Below are 21,847 nucleotides of genomic sequence, written 5' to 3' on the forward strand. Positions count from 1 at the left end.
GCTGCGGTAATCTTCCGACGGCCGCACGCCGACGTTGATGTGCGCGGAAACCGAAGAATCTTGGGAGGAATTTCGAAGTGGTTGCTGCACTGAAGGAATCGTTGCTCGACGAGTCGAAGCGCGATGTTCTACTGTCCGACGTTCTGGCGCTGATCGACGCCGAGGTCTCGGACAAGAAGGGAGCCAGCGGCCTCGCGGTCAAGGGCGGGTACGGCGCGGTCAAGAAGGTCGGACCGTCGTACATCGAAAAGGCCGTCGAGGCGCTGTGGCCTGACTTCGTCGACCAGCTCGAGCCGTTCTGGCAGTCGTACAACGCGGCGCCGGCCGGTTCGTTCGCGGACTACCTCGTCGCGAACTCGGATCAGGTGTCGAACGCGTTGCTGTCGGTCACCGATTCGCGGATCGAGGACACGGACAAGAGCGTGGTGAAGAAGTTCTACGGCAGCCTGCGGGGGTCGGCTCAGAAGAACGTCGCCGAGGCACTGCCGCGTCTGGGCGATCTGGTCACCAAGTACGCCGCGTAGGCGACTCCGTCGCCAGTGGTGCGGTTGAGTGCACCCTGTGACACTTAACCGTGCCACTGGCGTGGAGCGCCAGGTCACGGCTGATCGAAGCGGCCATTCCTCACAGCTTCCACCAGCAATGCATGGTCGGATTCGGTCTGATCGGCGTACAGCCGCGCGAACCGGCACAGCGCGATATCGAGGATGTCGGAATCGCCTGTGTACCCCGCGATCATCGACGCCCCACTCGTGCGTGCGTGTCCCTTGGCGAGCAACCGGCCGACGACGCCTGCGTAGTCCACGAGCGCGGGGGCATCGATCGAGCCGAGGTCGATCGTGCCCTTCATGTTCCGGAACTGCCGGACGTAGTACTGACGACCGTCGATCGTCGTCCACCCGAGAAGCGGATCGCTGACGGTCTGCAGATCCTGCTGGTACTCGACGACGCGTTGCCCCTGGTGTGCGTGCCACGCCGACTCGCCGTGCACGTACGGCGCCAGCACCGAGCGTCGCGCCTGCTTGAGCTGAAGGAACACCACATCGTCCGGACTACTGCCCTCGAGCAGAGCCACGTAGGCGCGCAGACCGACACTTCCGACGCCGACGACCCGGTGGGCCACGTCGATCAGCGTGTAGCCGCCGAGCACTCGACGCCAATGCGGCGACAGCGTCTGCAGGTAATCGTCCAGTCCCTGGGCCAACAGTTCCTCGTCACGAGCCGGAAGGCGCGTAGTGATGGGAGGTTCCTCCACGATCCGCCGGGTGCCCTCGTGCTCTTCGGTGAACCGCGGCAACACGCGGTCGCTCGTGCGCCTGCGTGCTTTCTTGGTCGCCCTCTTGATCTCCTTGCGCAACGAGCCCTCGGTCGCGTCGGCCTGCAGCTTCTCTGCAGTGAGGCGCTGGAACGAGCGTGACATCAGCGGCTCGTCGGCCAAGCGGGACACCTCGATCCGATACGCCCGAACGCACGCTGCGACGGCTTCCTCGCACTGGTCTTCGGTCCGTCCGTTCTGCCGGCCTGCCACCCAGATGCTTGCGGCGAGGCGTCGTAGGTCCCACTCCCAGGCGCCGGGGTGTGCCTCGTCGAAGTCGTTGAGATCGATGACGAGGTCCCGTTCGGGGGACGCGTAGAAACCGAAATTTCCGAGGTGCGAATCACCGCTGATGACGGGGGTGATGCCGGTCGACGGGAGGAGGGCGACGTCGCGGGCCATGACGATGGCCGTTCCCCGGAGGAAACCGTAGGGTGACTCGGCCATCCGCTCGACCCGGACCGGAATGAGCCAATCGATCCGACCGTCGTGCGAGTGTTCGATCTGCCTGATGGGGTCCAGACGGTTCGCCGGGGGAGTCCAGTCGCCCATCGACTCACGCGACACGTGCTGGCGGAGGCTCTTGCCCAGCTCGTAGCGCTCGGCGCGGGGAGTCGTCCTCGCCCGCAGTGTGGCGTAGGACTTACTGTCCACATTGCCGACCTGGGGGACTACGGCATGGCCTGCATGGGCATCGGGCATGGAAGAACTCTATGTCGGACGTGCGGGGGGTTTTCGTGCGCCTCGCGAGGACCCCCACTCACTTCTCCCGATAGTGCCGAACGATTTTCGTACCGACAGGGACGGCGAAGAGCATCATGAACACCCTGATCACCTGGGCCGCGACGACGAAGGTGACGTTGGCGCCCGTCGACGCTGCGATGGCGAGGACTGCATACACCCCTCCCGGCGTCGTGGCGAGATAGCCCTCGTAAGCGGTGATGGACGTCGACGCGGTGAGCCACAGACCCAGAAGTGCACACCCGACGGTGATGCCGATGATCAGGAGCAGCGCGGTCGGCAGCACCCTGGAGATCGATCGCAGACTGTCCATCGTGAAGCGCATACCGGCCTGCCAACCGATCCCGATGTACGCCGCAGCCAACAGCAGCGACGGAACGCCCGCGCCGAACGAGAAACCGAGCAGATCAGCCGCGGTCGCAACGATCAGCGGACCGAGCAGACCCGGCGCCGGAAGCCTGACGAGCACTGCGACGGCGTACCCGACAGCACCGCAGACCACCACGAACAGCAGATCGACGAGCCACGGTGCTTTCACGGCGTCGACGATCACGGCGTCGGTTCCTCGCGCCGAGAACACCACCGTTGCGACGATCGGCATCGTGGTCGTCACAAGAACGACCCTGAGGTACTGCACCACCGCGACGACCCGTTCGTCGCCGCCGAGTTCCTGCGCGATGGCAACCAGACCCGACGCACCGCCCGCGACGAGGGCGAGGGAACCGGTGATCGTATCGACGTCACGTCGGAGTCCGAGCAGAGCGCCCGCTGCGAGCGACAGCACCAGGGTTCCGATGCACGCGAGTACGACAGGGACCCAGTTGTCGCCGAGTGTGGACAAGGTGTCGCGCTGCACGAGGGTGCCGATCTCGACGCCGAGAATCGCCTGCGCGGCGATACCGATCTTCCTGGGTACGCCGGAGGACGGCGCCCATCCTGCGAGCGCGAAGACGACGGCGACGAACAGGGCGACGAAGAGGCCCGCCGAGGGCACCCCGAGCTGCGACGCACCGAGCGTCAGGACGACGGTGACAACGATCAGGGAGAGCCAGCGGGTCAAGAAGGAGTGCCGGGCCGGTCGATCAAGCGCACCTGCGGCGGCAGACCCCATTCGTTGCGACCGAGACGGCTCAGAGGCGCGATCTTCTCGAACGACGGAAGCCCGTCGTCGGCGATGAACTCCTCGCGCACAGCGAGGGCGACGACGCGTCCCATGACGACGAACGAATTACCGACCTCGATGATGCGATGCAACGTCGCCTCGATGGCGATAGGAGATTCCGCGACGCGAGGAGGGGCGACCTTCTCGCTCGGTTCACTGACGATTCCGAGTTCTGCCCATTCGCTGACGCCGTGCTCGTACACCGCCGACGAAGCGTTGACCTGTTCGGCCAGGTGTTCGGTTGCCAGGTTGATGACGAACTCGCCCGTCGCCTCGATGTTCCGCAGGCTGTCCTTGCGGCCGACAGACGTGAATTGCACTACAGGTGGGTTCGACGAGGACACCGAAAAGAAGCTGTACGGCGCGAGATTGGCCACGCCGTCGGCGGATACGGTCGATACCCAGGCGATGGGACGCGGCACGACAGACGACGTGAGCAGGGGATAGAAGCCGCCAGGCGGCATCTCGGACGGATCGAAGACAGTTCGCACACCACCATCGTGTCAAACGATCTGCAGCCGGGCCGAATAGTGGCGCGCGGCAGGAATCTGACAACCTGAAGGAGTGAACCCGTCCAGCGCCCAGGCCGCAGCCGTCGTCGATGAACTCGTCCGCGGCGGTGTACGAGATGTGGTTCTGTGTCCGGGTTCGCGGAATGCGCCGCTCGCGTTCGCATTGCAGGAGGCCGACGCCGCCGGACGGCTACGGCTGCACATGCGCATCGACGAGCGCACTGCAGGCTTCTTGGCAATCGGTTTGATCTTGGGCGGGGGCCGCCCGGTCCCGGTGGTCATGACGTCGGGGACTGCTGTCGCGAATCTCGGACCTGCGGTTCTCGAAGCGAACTACGCACGCATGCCATTGGTCGTGCTGAGCGCCAATCGCCCGTACGAGATGCTCGGCACCGGTGCGAACCAGACCGTCGAGCAGCTCGGACTGTTCGGCAGTCAGGTCCGGGCGACGATCAGCCTCGGTCTCGCCGAGGACGGCGAAGGCCAGAACAGTCAGTGGCGCAGTGCCGTATGCCGGGTGCTTGCTGCGGCCCGCGGAACTCGCTCCGGGAACGCCGGTCCGGTGCATTTCGACATCCCGCTCCGTGAACCGCTGGTTCCCGATCTCGCCGACGTCATCCCCGCCCCTGCTGGACGGGCAGGTGGCGCCGCCTGGACGACGACGCAGCAGGCGACGCTCGACGTTCCGGTCGACATAGATCTGTCGATCGACACCATCGTCGTCTCCGGTCACGGCGCCGCCCTGCGCCCCGAGTTGGCAGGCCTACCGACGGTCGCGGAGCCGACGGCGCCGCTGCACGGCGTTCCGTTGCATCCACTCGCGTTGTCGCAACTGAAGCCGCGTCAGGCGATCATCACCGGCCGTCCGACGCTGCATCGACCGGTGTCATCCCTGCTTGCCGATCCTGCGGTCGACGTCTTCGCACTCACGACGGGTCCCCGCTGGCCCGATGTCTCCGGAAACGTGCTGGCGACCGGAACCCGCGCCGTTGTCTCGGGTAGTCCTCGACCCGAGTGGCTGTCCAGGTGCACCCACCTGTCCGCCCGAGCCGACCTCGCCGTACGTGATCAGTTGGCCGCGCACCCCAAGCCGACGGGGCTACATGTCGCTGCCACAGTCATGTCCTCGCTCCGCGCCGGCGACCAGCTGTTGCTCGGGGCATCGAACCCTGTCCGTGACGCTGCGCTCGTCAGCTATCCGACATCGGGTGTTCGGGTGCTGTCGAATCGTGGCGTGGCGGGCATCGACGGGACGGTGTCCACAGCCGTCGGCGCGGCGCTCGCGAGAGAGGGGCGGACGATCGCTCTGATGGGTGATCTGACGTTTCTCCATGACGCGGCGGGCCTGCTCATCGGCACCGGTGAGCCTCGCCCGATGGATCTGACGATCGTGGTCGCCAACGACGATGGCGGCGGCATCTTCGAGCTGCTGGAACAGGGGGATCCGCAGTACGCCGGCGCGTTCGAGCGAGTCTTCGGGACGCCGCACGGGATGGATCTGGCGGCACTGTGCGCGGCTTACCGCATCACACACCGCAGCGTGGACGGCGCAGAGTTGGCCGTTGCGCTCGAGGGTGGTGCGGACGGGATCCGTGTTCTCGAGGTGACGACGGAACGCTCGGGCCTACGCGAACTTCACGCCGGAATTCGTGCGCGCCTCTAGCCTTCTTCCTCGTTCACTTTCTGTGCCCACTCGATTGTTTCGCGGGTTTCTCGATCGACCATGTCCTTGATCATGTCGATGATGAGCGACTCGATCTTGCCGCCGATCAGTGGGATCTTGACGGTCGACGTGCCTCGCACTGTGAGGATCGAACCTTCCCCGTCCGGACGCAGGGCCATCGAGCCTTCGACTCTGGCCGACACCGCGGAGGACCCGCCCGCCAGGGTGCCGTCGGCGATATCTCCGACGAGTGGTCCCCAGTGGTCGGTGCGGGTGATCAGCAGTTTGCCCCTGATGACTTTCTTGACGAATCCCGGCAGTTCCGACGTTCCGACTTCTTCCGAGATGTCGACGGTGAATGCACCGTCCGCGTGAGTGATCAGCTCGTATCCGTCGGTTTTCTCGGCGGTCGCGAAGCGGGCGAGCCATTGCTCCTCACTGGTCAGTGCCTGGTGCACATCGGCGGTGGTGTGTACGGAGACGATCGTGAACTCGAAGTCGCGAGACATGCCAGCAGACGCTACTACGACAATGGTCTTCGAGGGACGCACAGTAACGTCTATCGGCGTGAGTACCCCGAAAGCCCGGCGCCGAACGAGAATCGCGATCCTGATCGTCGCGACCGGGATTTCTGTTCTCGCGTTCCTGTTGGGGGTCGCCGCCTGGCAGAACGACCGCGCGATCACCTCCGACGAGGGCCGGGCGACTGCCGAGGTGCTTTCTGCGGGCAAGTTGAGGTCGGCAGTGAGCTTCGTGACTCCGGACGGCGTCACCCATAACCCGCAGCTCGGCGTTCTGTACCCGACCAATTTGATCGCGGGCCAGCGCATCGACGTCGAATTCGCGAAGTCCGATCCCGACCTCGTGCGGGTGTCCGGCCGCAACGCGAGTGTCGCGATCATCCCTGCCGCCTCGGTCGTCTTCGTGACGTGGTTGATCGCTGCGCCGGCCCTCTTGGTGATCCGCCGTCGAGACCGGCAAGATCTTGTTCATGGCTAAGTGCTGAGACGGTCCTTCTTCGGCGCCGAACACTGCACCAACCAAGTCCGGCGTGGGTGGCAGAGCAGAACCATTAGCGTGAACTTCGCTCGCCCGTAACGTCTGCGCTTCCCGGTGGCCCGAAGCGCTGCCCACACTGAGGATCGTGCGAGTAGCCATCGTTGCGGAATCGTTCCTACCCAACATGAACGGCGTCACCAACTCGGTTCTCCGGGTTCTCGAGCATCTCGAAAGAACAGGCCATGACGCCATGGTCGTCGCTCCGGACAATCCGTCGGGCAAACCCCGCGCCGCCGTCGAACACGGTCGCATCCCAGTGCACCGCGTGCCCGCCGTCATGGTGCCCAAAGTCAGTTCGCTCCCGGTCGGAGTTCCCGGACCCGGTCTGACGGCAACGCTGCGTGACTTCGCGCCCGACGTCGTACATCTGGCGTCGCCCTTCCTACTCGGAGCCGGTGGTCTCGCCGCGGCAAACCGGCTCGATGTGCCCGCAGTGGCCGTCTATCAGACCGATGTCGCGGGTTTCGCCGAAAGCTACGGGCTCGGTCTGACATCGCGGGCAGCATGGCGGTGGACGCGACGGGTGCATCGCGGCGCCGCACGGACGCTTGCGCCGTCGACCTCGGCGGTCGAAGCACTCGAACTGCACGGGGTTCCGCGCGTCCACCGGTGGGCCCGTGGCGTCGACGCCGTCCGGTTCGCACCATCGTCCCGGCGTGAAACTCTGCGTCGGCAGTGGACTCCCGACGGTTCTCTGATCGTCGGGTTCGTCGGCAGGCTCGCACCGGAGAAGCACGTCGAAAGACTTGCGGTGATCGCACAGGATCCTGCGATCCAGGTCGTGATCGTCGGAGACGGACCCGACCGGGCGTCGCTGGAGAAGCTGATGCCGTCGGCGATATTCACCGGGCAGCTCGGCGGGGACGAGCTGGCGCAGGCATACGCGAGCTTCGACGTCTTCGTCCACCCGGGCGAGCACGAAACGTTCTGCCAGGCGGTGCAAGAAGCGCTCGCGAGTGGCGTCCCGGTCATCGGACCCGACGCAGGTGGCCCGCGCGATCTCGTCTCACACTGCCGCAACGGTTATCTGCTGCCCGTCGACCGCTTCACCGAACTTCTTCCCAGTGCGGTGGCGGCACTCGAGGCCCCGACGATGCGCGCACGGTTCGGCGAAGCCGCACGCCGATCGGTCCTGCACCGCACCTGGCCCGCGATCTGCGACGAGCTGCTCGGGCACTACGGTGACGTCCTCGGCCACGAACGCCACAGGTCGCTCAGAACGGCTTGAGGCTAAGCTCGAGCAGTGGCTACAAGTTCGCGTGCAACGCTCGAGAAGGAACCCCACGAGGTCGCGTCGATGTTCGACGGAGTCGCTCGTCGGTACGACCTGACCAACACGGTTCTGTCCTTCGGGCAGGACCGCAGCTGGCGGAAACTGACCCGTGCCGCGCTGAACCTGAAGCCAGGGGAGAAGGTTCTCGACCTGGCGGCAGGGACCGGGGTGTCCACCGTCGAACTCGCGCGAAGCGGAGCATGGTGCGTTGCGACGGACTTCTCGAAAGGCATGCTGCAGGCAGGCGCCGATCGGCCCGTGCCCATGGTTGCCGGCGACGCGATGCACCTGCCGTACGCAGACGCGAGCTTCGACGCAGCGACCATTTCCTTCGGCCTACGCAACGTCTCCGATTTCGAGGCCGGACTCCGCGAGATTGCCCGTGTCACCAAGCCTGGCGGCCGGCTCGTCGTGTGTGAATTCTCGACGCCGGTGTTCGCGCCGTTTCGAACGGTCTACATGGAGTACCTGATGAAGGCCCTGCCGGCCGTCGCCCGTGCGGTCTCCAGCAACCCCGACGCGTACGTGTACCTCGCCGAGTCGATCCGCGCCTGGCCGACGCAGGAGAAGTTGGCCACCATGATCGCCGGCAACGGGTGGTCGAACGTCCAGTGGCGCAACCTCTCGGGCGGAATCGTCGCGCTGCACCGAGCGGTCCGCTGACTTACAGGTTGTTCTAGCTGAACGGCGGTCGTGCGTCGATCCTGAGCGACGCACTTCCCGACGCCCTCCAGGCACGTGCGACCAGATCCGAATCCGCCTCGGTGACGAGATTGCCCATCACCCGCACGGCCACCGTCATCAACGCCCGCGAACGCATCCCGACCGGCCCGGTCGCAGGCAGGAAGCGCGGCACCGTGAGGAGGCCGGCGAGCCGTCGGGCAATGGAGAACGCCTGCCCGTAGTGCTCGCGCAGCAGCGACGGCCAGGCCTCGGTGAGGTCTTTCTCGTCGAGCAGGTCTGCGATCATCCGGCCGCCCTCGAGGCCGTAGTCGATGCCTTCGCCGTTGAGTGGATTCACACACGCTGCGGCGTCGCCGATGATGGCCCAGTTCGCGCCCGCGACATTCGAGACCGCCCCGCCCATCGGCAGCAGCGCCGACGCAACGGCGCGTAGATCGCCCGACAACGACCAGTCGTCACGCCGCTGCGAGGTGTACAGGTCCAGCAGCGGACGCAACGCACCGGGGCCCGGGCGTTTGGCTGTGGCCAGTGTCCCGACACCGATGTTCACTTCGCCGGTGCCGAGCGGGAAGATCCAGCCGTAACCGGGTTGCACCGTTCCAGCGGCGTCGCGGAGTTCGAGGTGCGAGGAGATCCACGGATCCGACGATCGCTCGGAGGAGATGTATGCGCGCGCCGCGACGCCGAACGTGGTGTCGCGATGCCATTGCCTGCCGAGCTTCTTGCCGAGCGTCGAGCGAACACCGTCCGCGACGATCAGTCGGTTGCACGTGATCTCGTGACCGTTCGAGAACGTGACCGACACGACCTTCGCGTTGTCGAGTCGGATGTCGACAGCCTTGGCGCCCTGGATCATCGTCGCACCGGATTCGATTGCGGTGCTGCGTATTCGGTCGTCCAACTCGGTTCGGGGTACGGCGCTGCCCACCGACGGGAGTGACCCACCCGGCCATTCGAGTTGCAGTTCCTGACCGAAGCCCGACAGTCGCAACCCTCTGTTCTCGGCACGCCCGCGCACCCACTCACCGATGCCGAGCCGGTCGAGCTCGGCTATCGCGCGGGGAGTGAGGCCGTCGCCGCAGGTCTTGTCGCGCGGGAACGTCGCCGAATCTGCGAGCACGACGTCTCTACCTGCACGCGCGGCCCAGGCGGCGGCCGCCGACCCGGCGGGACCTGCGCCGACCACCAGCACGTCGGCTTCGATGGGTAACTGCGATGCGGACGTCACCGATCCAGTATCGCAGTGGCATCAGGGGCACCCCACACGCCAGGGGCGTGGTCTACGGCACCTTCCGGCGCTGCCGTACTCGAGGTTCACTACGGTATAGGCGGGGTACGTCGCGAGAGAAACAGCGAACCGCTGAACACGAAGAGGACAGGACGAACAATCGTGAGCACAGACGACACGACCGGATCGACGGTCGTTGCCGGGGTGGATCTCGTCGATCCGGAGCTTGCACGAACCGTCGCCGCTGGGCTTTCGAGCGTCGAGAAGCTCATGATCGCCGAGCTGTCCGACGGGGAGGACTTCCTCACCGAAGCCGCACTGCACCTCGCGAAGGCAGGAGGCAAACGCTTCCGCCCGCTGTTCACCGTTCTGACCGCACAGCTCGGCCCCAACCCGACCGACGAGTCCATCGTCACAGCGGCGACCGTCGTCGAGTTGGTTCACCTTGCGACGCTGTATCACGATGACGTCATGGACGAGGCGTCGATGCGTCGAGGTGCGGAGTCCGCCAACTCGCGCTGGGGAAACAGCATCGCGATCCTCGCCGGTGACTACCTCTTCGCACACGCGTCGCGGCTGGTGTCGACGCTCGGTCCCGAAGCCGTCCGCATCATCGCCGAGACGTTCGCCGAACTGGTCACCGGACAGATGCGTGAGACCATCGGTGTCAAGGCGGACGAGGACCCCATCGCGCACTACCTGCGGGTCGTGTGGGAGAAGACCGGGTCACTGATTGCGGCGTGCGGCCGGTTCGGCGGGACGTTCTCCGGCGGCAGTATCGACCATGTCGCCTCGCTGGAGCGTCTCGGCGATGCAGTCGGAACGGCCTTCCAGATCTCCGACGACATCATCGACATCTCGTCGGCATCCGAGCAGTCGGGTAAGACACCAGGGACCGACCTTCGTGAAGGTGTCCACACGCTTCCTGTTCTGTACGCACTCACCGAGGACGGCCCGGACGGGGACCGCCTGCGCGTTCTTCTCGACGGCCCGGTCACCGAGGATGCCGCAGTCGCCGAAGCCCTCGAGCTGCTCGGGCGTTCGCCGGGAATGGCGAAGGCCAAGGCAACGCTCGGTGACTTCGCCGCGAAGGCACACGCAGAGCTGGCCACCCTTCCGCAGGGTGAGGCCAACGACGCCCTCGGACGATTGGTGAACTACACGGTCGAGCGCGTCGGCTGAGCTCGGACGGGTCCGGGAACCTTGTCTGCTCTCGCGGTCGTTCTATCTTTCGAGAGAGAACGAGTTTTCTTCGGAAGAGGCGACCAATGAGTTACGCGAACGGCGCAAAGACATTCGGCCTACTGGTGGGAATGTCGGCGCTCATCGTCTTCATCGGCTCACTGTTCAACAGCTCGACCATTCTCCTGCTGTCCGTTGCGCTCGCGGTCGGAGTCAACGGATACGTGTACTTCAACAGTGCCAAGCTGGCGCTGCGGTCGATGCACGCTCAGCCGGTCACCGAGGTACAGGCGCCGGTCATGTACAGGATCGTGCGCGAGCTGGCGACCACGGCACATCAGCCCATGCCGTCGCTGTACATCAGCCCGACCAACAATCCCAATGCGTTCGCCACCGGCCGGAATCCGCGCAACGCCGCCGTGTGCTGCACCACCGGCATCCTGCAGATCCTCGACGAGCGGGAACTCCGCGCAGTGCTCGGTCACGAACTGTCGCACGTCTACAACCGCGACATCCTCATCTCCTCGGTGGCGGGCGCGATGGCAGCCGTCATTTCGGGCCTCGCGAACTTTGCAATGTTCGCGTCGATGTTCGGCGGACGAGGCAACAACGGTGCGAATCCGATAGCGCTACTGCTGGTCGCACTCCTCGGGCCCATCGCGGCCACCGTCGTCAAGCTGGCGATCTCGCGGTCGCGTGAGTATCAGGCCGATCAATCGGGAGCCGAGCTCACCGGGGATCCGCTCGCTCTGGCGTCGGCGCTGCGCAAGTTGGAGCGGGGCGTGCAGGCGGCCCCGCTGCCTCCGGAGCCACGCATCGCCGCGGAGTCGCATCTGATGATCGCCAACCCGTTCCGAGTGGGGGAGAAGGCCAGCAGGCTGTTCTCCACCCACCCACCGATGGCGGAACGGATTGCCCGGCTCGAACGGATGGCGCGCGGGGAGTAGGCGGCCTCCGCCGGGTATGCACCTGATGCGGCTCCGCCGCAGTGGCGCGGTTGAGTGCACGCCAGGGCACTTGACCGCGCCACTGGGGCGGAGCCCCCCGAGTTCTACCGGTAGTTGACGAACTGCAGCGCGAGACCGAAGTCCTCGGACTTGAGGAGCTGCTGAACGGCCTGGAGATCGTCGCGCTTCTTGCTGCTGATGCGAAGCTCGTCACCCTGAATTTGCGCCTTGACGCCCTTCGGGCCCTCATCGCGGATTTTCTTGGTGAGCTTCTTGGCGTTCTCGGTGGAGATGCCCTGCACCAACTTGCCCGTCACCTTGTAGACCTTGCCCGACGCTGCGGGATCGTTAGTCTCGAAGGCCTTCAGCGACACGTCGCGGCGGATCAGCTTCTCCTTGAAGACGTCGAGCGCGGCCTTGACCTTCTCTTCGCTTTCCGAGGTGATCGTGATCACCTCTGCGTCTCCGCTGCCGGACCACTCGATCACGGTGCCGGACCCGCGGAAATCGAACCGGGTCGCCAGCTCCTTCGCAGCTTGTCCGAGAGCGTTGTCCACCTCCTGGCGGTCAACTTTGCTCACTACGTCGAAGGAAGAATCAGCCACGTGCAACTCCTGAAGTCGAATCGTCTGTGTCGGTCGTCGGCCCCGACGTTAGCCCGTCCGCACCCCCGCTATCCACCCGGTTTGCGTTGGAGGGGCACGTTCGTTGTATTCTTCTCTCCGCGTCGGAGAGTGAAACTTTTCGGTGCATCCAGGCAGATTGCCCGAGCGGCCAATGGGAGCGGACTGTAAATCCGTCGGCTTATGCCTACGTAGGTTCGAATCCTACATCTGCCACCCGTAGCGCCCCAGCGAGATGATTCTCGCTGGGGTTTCTACTGTTAAGAGAGAACGCACGAAGGTCGCTGAGCATGCAATTTGGTACTCGGTGCTCGGACTGTGTAACCTCTTGAAGGCTTCGGCGCACGACTTGTTCATGCGTCAGGAGTGCAACATGCGGAACGAACAGATCCGCAGTCGCAACGCCCCCTTAGCTCAGTCGGTAGAGCGTTTCCATGGTAAGGAAAAGGTCAACGGTTCGATTCCGTTAGGGGGCTCGCTGGATTGGATGGTTCGCCAGACACCCTCATCGCCGGGGAAATCCTCGGCAGTGAGATGATGTAGTGGTGAGCACCTGAGGCGGTGTAGCTCAGTTGGTAGAGCAAACGACTCATAATCGTTGCGTCGCCGGTTCAAGTCCGGTCACCGCTACACAAGAAGATTGCACAGTCCTGATTAACCGGATCAGATTTACCCGAAAGTAGGCATCCAGTGGCCTCCTCCACCGATGTGCGGCCCAAGATCACCTTGGCCTGCGAGGTTTGCAAGCACCGTAACTACATCACGAAGAAGAACCGTCGCAACGATCCCGACCGCCTCGAGCTGAAGAAGTTCTGCTCGAACTGCGGTACGCATCGTTCGCACCGCGAGTCTCGCTAGTCGCGAGCCTTCTCGGCTGCTGGTCTTCGTTCGGAGTCGACGCCACGCGTTAGGCTTACTTTTCGTGCCCTAACCGCACTTGCGTCCTGGGTAGAAAAGGTTCACTTAACAGCGTGACTGAGTCAGTGCAGGATCCAGAGGTTCAAGATCCGGCGGCGCACGCGGCGGCGATGGTGGGACACCACTATCGCGTCGAGCACCCGTACGAGGTCGGTCGCGAGAAGGTGCGCGAGTACGCCCGTGCTGTCCAGGACTGGCATCCGGCTCACCACGACGAGGCTGCCGCCAAGAGCCTCGGATACGACGGCCTTCTTGCGCCACTAACGTTCATTTCTCTGGTCGGCATCATCGCGCAATCTCGGATGTTCAAGGAGTTCATCTCCGGCTACGATCCCAGCCAAATTTTGCAGACCGACCAGCGACTGCAGTTCCACAAGGCCATTTCGGTCGGTGACGAACTGTCGTGCGAGGTCTACCTCGAATCGTTCCGTCAGATGAGTGGTAGTGACATCATCACTACCAAGAACATCGTGACCGATCAGAACGACGAATTGGTTCAGACGACGTGGACCACCCTTGTCGCCCGGACCGGTGGCGAAGTAGACGAGAACATAGCCCACGCAGTCAAGGATGTGATCATGCATGGCGCTTCGTAGTTTCGCGGATGTCGCGGTCGGCGACGAGCTGCCTGAGCGCATCGTCAAACTCACTCGCGGCGATCTGGTCAACTACGCGGGCGTGTCAGGTGATCCCAACCCGATTCACTGGAGCGACGAAGTCGTCAAGCTCGCCGGGCTCGACAATGTCATCGCCCACGGAATGTTGACGATGGGGCTCGGCGCCGGTTTCGTCACATCCTGGCTGGGTGATCCCGGTGCTGTCACCGAGTACAACGTGCGATTCACCAGCTCCGTCTATGTGCCCGCCGATTCGGCGGCATCTGTCGAATACACCGGCAAGGTGAAATCGGTCGATCCCGATTCGAAGTCGGCGGTCATCGCTATCACCGCGAAGTCCGAAGGCAAGAAGATCTTCGGTCGAGCGACCGCGACAGTCCGCCTTGCTTGATCGACCGCGTGGGATCGGATTTCTAAGTTCCACAGCCCGTGCAGTACACTGAGATTTCTGGGGTTGTTCAGCGCTGCGCGCTGCCGAGGTGCTGGTTCGAAGGCCGAAGGTAGCGCGTACGTCATGTGAGACGGCGTTCGCGTCGATCGAGCATGGTTCGATTCCAGAACGACTTCGTCCGATGGCGGACGGAGCCGAAGGGGCGTAGCTCAATTGGTAGAGCAACGGTCTCCAAAACCGTAGGTTGCAGGTTCAAGTCCTGTCGCCCCTGCCCATGTGGCTCCCTCATCGCGATGTCGGTGAGGGTAGCGACGGTGTCAGCTACTGAGAGGAACGACGGGTGACCGAGGAGCGCGGTAAGCGCGACGACCAGTCCGAGGACTTGTCGGCGCCCGACTCGTCGACGCCTGATGCGTCGTCGACCGAGAGCTCTTCCGGCAAGTCGGACTCAGCCGGCGCATCGCCGGCCGCCGCAGCCAGGCCGTCCGGAAAGCGGACTGCCCGTCGCTCACGCACCGCAGGTGAACCGACCGAGAAGGTGTCGGTCTCCAAGTCGGCAACAGCGAGGACGTCGGTCGCAACCCGCGCCGAGAAGTCCCGCGAACCCAAGCGTCCGAATGTGTTCAAGCGGCTGATTCAGTTCCTTCGCGAGGTCATCGCGGAGTTGCGCAAGGTCATCTGGCCCAACCGCAAGCAGATGGTCACCTATACCAGCGTCGTGCTCGTATTCGTGACGTTCATGGTCGCGTACATCAGCGGTATGGACCTGGCGTTCACTCAAGGGATCGAATGGGTGTTCGGCTGACGCTGCGCGCTCGGATACGTTCGATGATCTTTACGACATGCACGAAACGACAGAAAGGGTGCCTGCTGTGAGCACGCCGCACAACGACGCCACCGAAGTGGCCGCATTCGACGCCGATGTCGAGGCGACCAAACAGGGCCTCGAAGCGGAGCAGGCGGCTCAGGACCGCGAGACCGACGAGGCTATCAAGGCCGATGTCGCCGCGGCCACAGGTGAGGATGTCCCCGCCGAAGGCGGCGATGTCACGGCCGAGGGCGACGATGTCGCCGTCGACGAGACCGCGGACATCTCAGCCGAGCCCGAGGATCCCGTCGCCGAGATGAAGGCCGCGCTTCGCCGCGCCCCCGGTGACTGGTACGTCATCCACTCGTACGCCGGATACGAGAACAAGGTGAAGGCAAACCTCGAGACCCGTGTTCAGAACCTCGACGTCGGCGACTACATCTTCCAGGTCGAAGTTCCGACCGAAGAGGTCACCGAGCTCAAGAACGGCCAGCGCAAGCAGGTCAACCGCAAGGTACTTCCCGGCTACATCCTGGTCCGAATGGAACTGAACGACGAGTCCTGGGGAGCGGTCCGCAACACTCCCGGCGTCACCGGTTTCGTCGGTGCCACGTCGCGTCCGTCGCCGCTGACGATCAACGAGGTCGTCAAGTTCCTGATGCCTCAGCAGGGTCAGAAGAAGGACGCGAAGGCCGGAGGCGCAGCGGACGGCAGCGCAACCGAGAGCACGTCGAAGCCGACCATCGAGGTCGATTTCGAGGTCGGCGAGTCGGTCACCGTCATGGATGGCCCCTTCGCGACCCTCCCGGCCAGCATCAGCGAGGTCAACGCCGAGCAGCAGAAGCTCAAGGTGCTGGTCTCGATCTTCGGCCGCGAGACTCCGGTCGAACTCGGCTTCACGCAGGTCGCCAAGATCTAGCGCGAGCCGCACACACTTGCAGTAGTAACCGCAAGAAACCCGAGCGAATACAAGGAAAAAGAAATGCCCCCGAAGAAGAAGAAGCTAGCCGGGATCATCAAGCTTCAGATCCAGGCTGGAGCGGCAAACCCCGCTCCTCCCGTCGGCCCCGCACTGGGCCAGCACGGCGTCAACATCATGGAGTTCTGCAAGGCGTACAACGCAGCGACCGAGTCGCAGCGCGGAAACGTCGTGCCGGTCGACATCTCGGTCTACGAAGACCGCACGTTCGACTTCAAGCTGAAGACTCCTCCCGCCGCCAAGCTGCTGCTCAAGGCTGCTGGCGTCGCAAAGGGCTCCGGCGAGCCACACAAGACCAAGGTTGCCAAGGTGACCATGGAACAGGTGCGCGAGATCGCCAAGACCAAGGCAGAAGACCTCAACGCCAACGACATCGATCAGGCCGCGAAGATCATCGCCGGCACTGCTCGGTCGATGGGCATCACCGTCGAAGGCTGATTCAGCCTTTTGCGACAACGTGGGAGGGCCGGCCAGGCCCGTCAACCACACTGAACTCGAAACAAAGGACAGTAAGACATGGCAAAGCGCAGCAAGGCCTACCTCGAGCAGGCCGCAAAGGTGAATGCAGACAACCTGTACTCGCCGCTCCAGGCAGCAAAGTTGGCCCGGGAAACCGCGTCGAGCAAGTTCGACGCGACCGTCGAGGTAGCCGTTCGTCTCGGCGTCGACCCTCGTAAGGCCGACCAGATGGTGCGTGGCACCGTCAACCTTCCCCACGGCACCGGCAAGACCGCTCGGGTTATTGTTTTCGCCGCTGGTGAGAAGGCTGCTGAAGCAGAGGCAGCAGGAGCCGACGTCGTCGGCGCAGAGGATCTGATCGAGCGCATCCAGGGCGGATTCCTGGACTTCGACGCTGCGATCGCCACCCCCGATCAGATGGCCAAGGTAGGCCGCATCGCCCGCGTCCTCGGACCGCGTGGCCTGATGCCGAACCCGAAGACGGGCACGGTCACCAACGACGTGACCAAGGCTGTCAACGACATCAAGGGCGGAAAGATCAACTTCCGCGTCGACAAGCAGGCCAACCTGCACTTCGTCATCGGCAAGGCGTCGTTCGACGACACCAAGCTGGTGGAGAACTACGGCGCTGCACTCGACGAGATCCTTCGCGTCAAGCCGTCCTCCGCGAAGGGCCGCTACGTCAAGAAGATCGTCGTCTCGACCACGACCGGACCGGGAATCCCCGTCGATCCGACTCGTACGCGCAACCTGCTCGAGCTCGACGAGAGCTGAGTCTGCTCGAACTCCACAAGGCCGGCATCCCCTCGGGGTGCCGGCCTTGTTCGTGTTTGGGCGGGGCGGGGTTTGGCGGGTGGTTTGGTGACCGAAACAGACATTCGCACACTCTGAGTGACTGAAACAGACAGTCGGTCCCTGCGGACCCGACGCGGCCAGCTCACACCCGCCCGAAGTTCGCCCCCAGCTCACCGAGGATCTCGTCCCACAACGGCCGAGGCAGATCGTGGCCCATACCGCCGATGAGGTGGAGTGACGACCCTTTCACGGCCCGGGAGATGGCTTTGCCGCCGCTCGGACGCATGAGTCGGTCTGCGCGACCGTGGATCACGACGGTCGGTGACGCGATTTCCGCCGCGATCCGGCGAAGGCTTCCAGTCCCGGTCACGGCAGCCATATGTCGTAGTGCTCCGGCAGGATTGTAATTGCGGTCGTACATTTCGCCTGCGGTGACGAGGAGTTCGTCCATCGGCGTCGGGTAGGCCGGACTGCCGATGATGCGCCGGGTGTTGGCCGAATGCGCGATGATCTGCTCGCGGGTTGCGCCCGGGCCGGGACCCTTCATCAGGGGGAGAAGCGCGCGGGGATCCGGTGGTGGTAGGAAGGCTTCGTTGGTGCTGGAGAAGATGATGCCGGTGCTGAGTACCCGATCGGGGTACAGCCCAGCGAATACCTGAGCAATCATTCCACCCATGGATGCGCCGACGACGTGGACGTGCTGGATCTCGAGGTAGTCGAGGAGGCCCTTCGCATCGAGGGCCATGTCTTGCAGCGTGTACGGGACTCTGCTCGACGCACCGAGCTGGGTGCGGAGGAGTCGCAGCAGAGCAGATCCTTCGATGCGTTGACCGTCCATCTTGGTCGACAGGCCGATGTCACGGTTGTCGAACCGAATGACCCGAAAGCCCTGTTCGACGATACGTTCGCAGAACTCGGTCGGCCACAGCGTCATCTGGGCACTCAGACCCATGATCATCAACACGACGGGATCGTCGGGGTTGCCCATGTCCTCGTAGGCGATCTCGATATCGTTCGACGGCGCGAAGCCGGTACGCGACTGCATGTGTCCTCTCTACCAGCCTGGCTCACCGAGTAAGGGGACGACGAGAAAGCTGGGTCTCTCGGCGTCGATCACCAAATCCTGTGCTCGGGCCCGTGTGCGGAGGAGGTCGGGCAAGATCGGCATGAAACGCGGGGCGTCGGTTGCGAAGACGTCGACGCGAAGCCGATGCCCGGTCTCGATTCTGGCCTCCGTGGTGAGCAGGTCGATGTCGAGCTCGATGGCCTCACCGACCGGCACCGGCAGCAATGTGCCCTCGGTCAACGGGTGGTGGGGCCGGGTGTAGTCGCCGTTCGGTGCGAACAGTGAGAGCTCGTCGTCGACGGCACGGCGGGAGGCGAGGAGCGCGCCGTTGGTCAGAACCGTCGATCGGCCGCTCGGGTCGACATCGCACACCATGATCGCCCAGAGCGCCTCAGGTGCGTGGCACACCACACGCAAGTGGAGGTTCATCGGCCCCGAGATCACGGTGTCCGCGTGGGCAATTCCAGTTGTGAAGGTGAGTGCACTTTTCTCGGCGAACCGGTTGTCGTAGGTGAATCCGCCGCCGAGTACGGCCGTCAGACCGGCGAGAACCTGTGTGGTGTCCCGTGAGATCGCCGACCGCAGGTTCGGTCGGACGGACATCGTTCCGGCGGACGGGCGGGCGTCGGCGTGCAGACTTCCGTCGGCCACCGCTTGCGGTGCGCTCCCGGACGCTGCAGCGGACAAGTACAACCGCCTCGGCTCGGCATGTGGCGCAGGAAACCTCCCGTGCGCCGTCCAGCCACCACCTTGCTGCCGGAGGGTGACGGGACCGTACTTCTCGATACCGTTGTCCTCGTCTCGCAGCCATCGGTCGAACCACGCGCGCTCCAGCACGTCCAGCCGCGGGGGAAAGCGAGGTTCTCCGAATCCGATCCCTGGATTGGCGTGGTAGCCGTCGCCGACGAGGAGTTGCTTGTGCCCTCGCTCGAGCGAGAGGCGGTTGTAGATATCAGGTGCCGCGCCTCCGAAAATGTCGTGCCAGCATCCGTAGACGAAGGTCGGGGCTTCGATGTCCTCGATGTTCGCATCGATCGTGTCGAAGTAGGGGTCGTCGTAGATCCTTCGATCGCCGCCCGTGACGAAACCCCTGGCGAGGTCGAGGAGATCGGTCGCGGGTGAGGAGAGCCGATCGCGCAACCACGTGGCGACATCGAGGTCGCGGACGGACGGCACCCATTTGAGCCCGTTGACGGTCGCCAGCCACAGCGGGATGAACAGCGACGGTGCCCCACCTGTCGCGAAGATTTCGCGGAACATGTCGACCGATCCTTCGACTGCGAACACGGCCTGCAGTCCAGCGGGGCGTTTCGCGGCGGCCTGAAGCGCATTGATTGCCGAGTACGAGATGCCCGCCATTCCGATGCGCCCGTTGCACCACGACTGTGCGCCGACCCAGTCGATGGTCTCCAGCGAATCCTCCTGCTCCCGTGCACCGAGAACGTCCCACGCGCCGGTGGACGATCCGGTTCCTCGGACGTCGACGATCACGTGCACGTAGCCGCTCCGGACCAGATGCCTGTTGACCGTGGAGACATCCGCGGCTCCGCCCGCGACAACCCGAGTGATCCCGGTGATGCCGTCGAACGGGGTGCCGGTGAGATCGAATCGTCGCGACACCGAGCGGATCAGCGGGCCGAAGACGGGTGCATTGAGGACAGTGTCGATGCCCTTGATCAGCAACTTGTTGTACGGGGTGAGGGTGAGGACGGTGGGAAAGTCGCCCGCGACGGCGCGCCCCGACGCATCGGCCGGCCGAAAGACGTAGGCGCGGAGTACGACGCCGTCGCTCATCGGGATCCGGACGTCGGCCGAGACCGAGACCTTCGGGTAGCGCGGCTCTTCTTTGGCGATTCTGCTCCACGTCAGCGCCGCGTCACCGCCGCTCGGATCACGACCCGGTTGCAAGAGTGGGTGTGGCTGCGCTGCCGTCATGAGTCCGATTGAACCTCTCTGATCGGTTGGTGTCACCTTTTTGTTGTGCCGCGCCCGAATTCGATGCTTTGTCCACTTTGCGTCGCGTCGGTCCGAGCCCGGCAGCCGTCGAAATTGTGAAGATCCCCATCCGTTCGCCGGTGGATGTATCAGTAGTCATAAACATCGAAGGAAAGGAATCGGGAGCGTTTTCTCGGTGCTTACCATTCCGTTGCTTCCATCACCGGAAGTCCAACTGTGTGGAGGCCAAGTGTACTTCGACGAACTACTCGGGGACGGTTCTCTCAGGCCCAAGTGGCCGCATGCGGACGCATTGATCACCTCGGAATGTCCAGGGTTGCGCTTCGACGGGAAATACGCGGACATCGTTGCGCTCAGCAACGGTGACCCGACCGCACTGCGCCCGTACATCGACGAGCAGACGCGTCGCCGCGTGGCCGAGATGCCCCCACCTCGTACCGACACCGCAATGGTGTTCGGCGCCAACGGATTTCTCGGCGCTCACCTGATCGGGCGATTGACCCGGGACTCGCGGGTCGAGACGGTGTGGGCCGTTGTCCGTCCCACCGAGGAGGAGACTGCCGAAGAGCGATTGCAGCGCACCTTCGACATGTATTCGATCGAGGTCGACGCGCACAAGATTCGCATCGTCGAAGGCACTCCGACGAAGTTTCGGTTCGGTCTGGACAAGCAACGCTACTTCGAGTTGGCCGCGGACGTCGGACAGGTGTTCAACTGTGCCAGTTCGACCGACTACACCGAAAGCTACGTAGAGCTGCGTGAAGACTGGTTCATCAGTGTTCTGCGCATTCTCGAGTTCACCGTCGTTTCTGCACGCAAGCACCTCACCTATGTCGGGAGCATCGGCGGGCACCTCTATCAGAGGCCGGATGACTTTCGTCGACCCGACTCCTGGTGGTACTCCGGCTATGCGCAGATGAAGTGGGTGAACGCGGCACTTCTCGGTTGGTTGTCCGTATCCGATACCTATTCTGTGACGCTCTGCGAGGCGCCGTACATCCTCGGGAGTACCGAACTCGGTCTCGATCCCGGTCGGGCGTACAGCTTTTGGCGTATCGTCGAGGTCGCTATCGCATGCGGCGCGATCTGGGACGGTCCTGGCATGAATTACGTACCGGTGGACGTGATCTGCGACGTGATGGCAGGCAACGCACTCCACAGTCATCCTCTGGCCCGCCTGCTCCCGAGCAACACCACGGGGTACGGCCACGACCTGTACGCCGAATTGCTCGGTCTCGATCTCGTCAGCTGGGAGGAGTTCGTCGACCGGGTGAGCGTGCGGATCTCGCCCAAGTTCGCCGAGACGATGCTGGCCGACAACATCGACAAGCTGATGAGGTTGGTGCACAAGCCGGAAGCGATATTCCCTGTCGATCACGACAGTTCCTGGTGTGATCACCGAAAGCTCTTCGAGCTGTACTTCAGAAAGGCAGAGCTGAAGACTCTTACTCCCGTAGCCGTGGAATGAC

General features: G+C 63.9%; 23 protein-coding genes and 4 tRNA genes. 19 read left to right on the forward strand and 8 right to left on the reverse strand.

Features of this window, described 5'->3' with window-relative positions:
* Window positions 1-77 precede the first annotated feature (77 nt).
* Window positions 78-524, forward strand: coding sequence for a DUF6918 family protein (locus tag A2J03_RS18225; protein WP_068376609.1), 447 nt, complete (start codon window positions 78-80; stop codon window positions 522-524).
* Between the two features lie 74 nt (window positions 525-598).
* Here A2J03_RS18225 and A2J03_RS18230 read toward each other — a convergent pair whose 3' ends face one another.
* The 3 genes from A2J03_RS18230 to A2J03_RS18240 are packed head-to-tail and all read right to left on the reverse strand — an operon-like array spanning window position 599 to window position 3,709.
* Window positions 599-2,017 carry a DUF2252 domain-containing protein gene (locus A2J03_RS18230; protein WP_068376612.1) on the reverse strand — a complete coding sequence of 473 codons (1,419 nt, stop codon included), beginning with the start codon at window positions 2,015-2,017 and terminating at the stop codon, window positions 599-601.
* A 58-nt stretch (window positions 2,018-2,075) separates the two neighbouring features.
* Window positions 2,076-3,116 carry an AbrB family transcriptional regulator gene (locus A2J03_RS18235; protein ID WP_156520448.1) on the reverse strand — a complete coding sequence of 347 codons (1,041 nt, stop codon included), beginning with the start codon at window positions 3,114-3,116 and terminating at the stop codon, window positions 2,076-2,078.
* Window positions 3,113-3,709, reverse strand: a complete 597-nt coding sequence (locus A2J03_RS18240) for a flavin reductase family protein (RefSeq protein ID WP_068376617.1) — start codon at window positions 3,707-3,709, stop codon at window positions 3,113-3,115. The genes A2J03_RS18235 and A2J03_RS18240 overlap by 4 nt, the downstream gene beginning before the upstream one ends.
* A gap of 73 nt (window positions 3,710-3,782) precedes the next feature.
* Between A2J03_RS18240 and menD the strand changes: the two genes are divergently transcribed.
* A complete protein-coding gene (gene menD / locus A2J03_RS18245) occupies window positions 3,783-5,393 on the forward strand; it encodes a 2-succinyl-5-enolpyruvyl-6-hydroxy-3-cyclohexene-1-carboxylic-acid synthase (protein WP_068376620.1) in 1,611 nt (536 codons plus the stop codon).
* Here menD and A2J03_RS18250 read toward each other — a convergent pair.
* A complete protein-coding gene (locus tag A2J03_RS18250; RefSeq protein ID WP_068376623.1) occupies window positions 5,390-5,902 on the reverse strand; it encodes a DUF2505 domain-containing protein in 513 nt (170 codons plus the stop codon). The two genes, menD and A2J03_RS18250, sit on opposite strands and share 4 nt — an antisense overlap.
* Window positions 5,903-5,960: 58 nt before the next feature.
* Between A2J03_RS18250 and A2J03_RS18255 the strand changes: the two genes are divergently transcribed.
* The 3 genes from A2J03_RS18255 (at window position 5,961) to A2J03_RS18265 (ending at window position 8,388) form a co-directional block, all read left to right on the forward strand.
* Window positions 5,961-6,392, forward strand: a complete 432-nt coding sequence (locus A2J03_RS18255; RefSeq protein ID WP_082897919.1) for a DUF3592 domain-containing protein — start codon at window positions 5,961-5,963, stop codon at window positions 6,390-6,392.
* Between the two features lie 145 nt (window positions 6,393-6,537).
* Complete coding sequence (locus A2J03_RS18260; RefSeq protein WP_197480848.1) at window positions 6,538-7,680, forward strand: glycosyltransferase family 4 protein; 1,143 nt, start codon at window positions 6,538-6,540, stop codon at window positions 7,678-7,680.
* A 15-nt stretch (window positions 7,681-7,695) separates the two neighbouring features.
* Window positions 7,696-8,388 carry a demethylmenaquinone methyltransferase gene (locus A2J03_RS18265; RefSeq protein ID WP_068376629.1) on the forward strand — a complete coding sequence of 231 codons (693 nt, stop codon included), beginning with the start codon at window positions 7,696-7,698 and terminating at the stop codon, window positions 8,386-8,388.
* 13 nt (window positions 8,389-8,401) lie between these two features.
* On the opposite strand, the gene A2J03_RS18270 is transcribed toward A2J03_RS18265, so the two are convergent.
* On the reverse strand, window positions 8,402-9,637 hold the full coding sequence (locus A2J03_RS18270; protein WP_068376632.1) for a geranylgeranyl reductase family protein: 1,236 nt from the start codon (window positions 9,635-9,637) through the stop codon (window positions 8,402-8,404).
* Window positions 9,638-9,799: 162 nt separating this feature from the next.
* Between A2J03_RS18270 and A2J03_RS18275 the strand changes: the two genes are divergently transcribed.
* Window positions 9,800-10,819 carry a polyprenyl synthetase family protein gene (locus A2J03_RS18275; protein ID WP_068376634.1) on the forward strand — a complete coding sequence of 340 codons (1,020 nt, stop codon included), beginning with the start codon at window positions 9,800-9,802 and terminating at the stop codon, window positions 10,817-10,819.
* Between the two features lie 86 nt (window positions 10,820-10,905).
* Window positions 10,906-11,766 carry a zinc metalloprotease HtpX gene (htpX, locus tag A2J03_RS18280; protein WP_068376637.1) on the forward strand — a complete coding sequence of 287 codons (861 nt, stop codon included), beginning with the start codon at window positions 10,906-10,908 and terminating at the stop codon, window positions 11,764-11,766.
* Window positions 11,767-11,870: 104 nt separating this feature from the next.
* Here htpX and A2J03_RS18285 read toward each other — a convergent pair whose 3' ends face one another.
* Entirely contained in the window at window positions 11,871-12,371 is a 501-nt protein-coding gene (locus tag A2J03_RS18285; RefSeq protein ID WP_068376640.1) for a YajQ family cyclic di-GMP-binding protein, read from the reverse strand.
* A 151-nt stretch (window positions 12,372-12,522) separates the two neighbouring features.
* Here A2J03_RS18285 and A2J03_RS18290 point away from each other — a divergent pair.
* The 11 genes from A2J03_RS18290 (at window position 12,523) to rplA (ending at window position 17,335) form a co-directional block, all read left to right on the forward strand.
* A tRNA-Tyr gene (locus A2J03_RS18290) sits at window positions 12,523-12,605 on the forward strand.
* 187 nt (window positions 12,606-12,792) lie between these two features.
* Window positions 12,793-12,865: transfer RNA gene (locus A2J03_RS18295), tRNA-Thr, on the forward strand.
* 81 nt (window positions 12,866-12,946) lie between these two features.
* Window positions 12,947-13,019: transfer RNA gene (locus A2J03_RS18300), tRNA-Met, on the forward strand.
* Window positions 13,020-13,079: 60 nt separating this feature from the next.
* Window positions 13,080-13,247, forward strand: coding sequence for a 50S ribosomal protein L33 (rpmG, locus tag A2J03_RS18305; protein ID WP_068376643.1), 168 nt, complete (start codon window positions 13,080-13,082; stop codon window positions 13,245-13,247).
* Between the two features lie 170 nt (window positions 13,248-13,417).
* Window positions 13,418-13,903: a (3R)-hydroxyacyl-ACP dehydratase subunit HadA gene (gene hadA / locus A2J03_RS18310; protein WP_231912597.1), complete on the forward strand. Its 486-nt coding sequence runs from the start codon at window positions 13,418-13,420 to the stop codon at window positions 13,901-13,903.
* Window positions 13,890-14,315, forward strand: coding sequence for a (3R)-hydroxyacyl-ACP dehydratase subunit HadB (gene hadB / locus A2J03_RS18315; protein ID WP_068376649.1), 426 nt, complete (start codon window positions 13,890-13,892; stop codon window positions 14,313-14,315). Before hadA ends, hadB begins: the two co-directional genes overlap by 14 nt.
* A gap of 198 nt (window positions 14,316-14,513) precedes the next feature.
* Window positions 14,514-14,586 (forward strand) — tRNA-Trp (locus tag A2J03_RS18320).
* Between the two features lie 69 nt (window positions 14,587-14,655).
* Entirely contained in the window at window positions 14,656-15,120 is a 465-nt protein-coding gene (secE, locus tag A2J03_RS18325) for a preprotein translocase subunit SecE (protein ID WP_068376652.1), read from the forward strand.
* 67 nt (window positions 15,121-15,187) lie between these two features.
* Complete coding sequence (nusG, locus tag A2J03_RS18330; RefSeq protein WP_068376716.1) at window positions 15,188-16,042, forward strand: transcription termination/antitermination protein NusG; 855 nt, start codon at window positions 15,188-15,190, stop codon at window positions 16,040-16,042.
* 63 nt (window positions 16,043-16,105) lie between these two features.
* Window positions 16,106-16,540 carry a 50S ribosomal protein L11 gene (gene rplK / locus A2J03_RS18335; protein ID WP_068376655.1) on the forward strand — a complete coding sequence of 145 codons (435 nt, stop codon included), beginning with the start codon at window positions 16,106-16,108 and terminating at the stop codon, window positions 16,538-16,540.
* Window positions 16,541-16,618: 78 nt separating this feature from the next.
* Complete coding sequence (rplA, locus tag A2J03_RS18340) at window positions 16,619-17,335, forward strand: 50S ribosomal protein L1 (RefSeq protein ID WP_068376657.1); 717 nt, start codon at window positions 16,619-16,621, stop codon at window positions 17,333-17,335.
* A gap of 163 nt (window positions 17,336-17,498) precedes the next feature.
* Here the strand turns inward: rplA and A2J03_RS18345 are convergent, their stop codons facing one another.
* Window positions 17,499-18,401 (reverse strand): alpha/beta fold hydrolase, encoded by a 903-nt coding sequence (locus A2J03_RS18345; protein ID WP_068376660.1) that lies wholly within the window; start codon window positions 18,399-18,401, stop codon window positions 17,499-17,501.
* Between the two features lie 9 nt (window positions 18,402-18,410).
* Window positions 18,411-20,357, reverse strand: a complete 1,947-nt coding sequence (locus A2J03_RS18350; protein ID WP_068376719.1) for a CocE/NonD family hydrolase — start codon at window positions 20,355-20,357, stop codon at window positions 18,411-18,413.
* A 250-nt stretch (window positions 20,358-20,607) separates the two neighbouring features.
* Between A2J03_RS18350 and A2J03_RS18355 the strand changes: the two genes are divergently transcribed.
* Window positions 20,608-21,846 (forward strand): SDR family oxidoreductase, encoded by a 1,239-nt coding sequence (locus A2J03_RS18355; protein WP_068376668.1) that lies wholly within the window; start codon window positions 20,608-20,610, stop codon window positions 21,844-21,846.
* The last annotated feature ends 1 nt before the right edge of the window (window position 21,847 follow it).

This window comes from Rhodococcus sp. EPR-157, assembly GCF_001647195.1.
Classification (GTDB): domain Bacteria; phylum Actinomycetota; class Actinomycetes; order Mycobacteriales; family Mycobacteriaceae; genus Rhodococcoides.

Coding starts and splice junctions, on each gene's coding strand:
- A2J03_RS18345 (WP_068376660.1), bottom strand. CDS start 18,401: ATGCAGTCGCGTACCGGCTTCGCGCCGTCGAACGATATCGAGATCGCC.
- A2J03_RS18230 (WP_068376612.1), bottom strand. CDS start 2,017: ATGCCCGATGCCCATGCAGGCCATGCCGTAGTCCCCCAGGTCGGCAAT.
- hadB (WP_068376649.1), top strand. CDS start 13,890: ATGGCGCTTCGTAGTTTCGCGGATGTCGCGGTCGGCGACGAGCTGCCT.
- A2J03_RS18250 (WP_068376623.1), bottom strand. CDS start 5,902: ATGTCTCGCGACTTCGAGTTCACGATCGTCTCCGTACACACCACCGCC.
- rplK (WP_068376655.1), top strand. CDS start 16,106: ATGCCCCCGAAGAAGAAGAAGCTAGCCGGGATCATCAAGCTTCAGATC.
- hadA (WP_231912597.1), top strand. CDS start 13,418: ATGGTGGGACACCACTATCGCGTCGAGCACCCGTACGAGGTCGGTCGC.
- htpX (WP_068376637.1), top strand. CDS start 10,906: ATGAGTTACGCGAACGGCGCAAAGACATTCGGCCTACTGGTGGGAATG.
- A2J03_RS18350 (WP_068376719.1), bottom strand. CDS start 20,357: ATGACGGCAGCGCAGCCACACCCACTCTTGCAACCGGGTCGTGATCCG.
- rplA (WP_068376657.1), top strand. CDS start 16,619: ATGGCAAAGCGCAGCAAGGCCTACCTCGAGCAGGCCGCAAAGGTGAAT.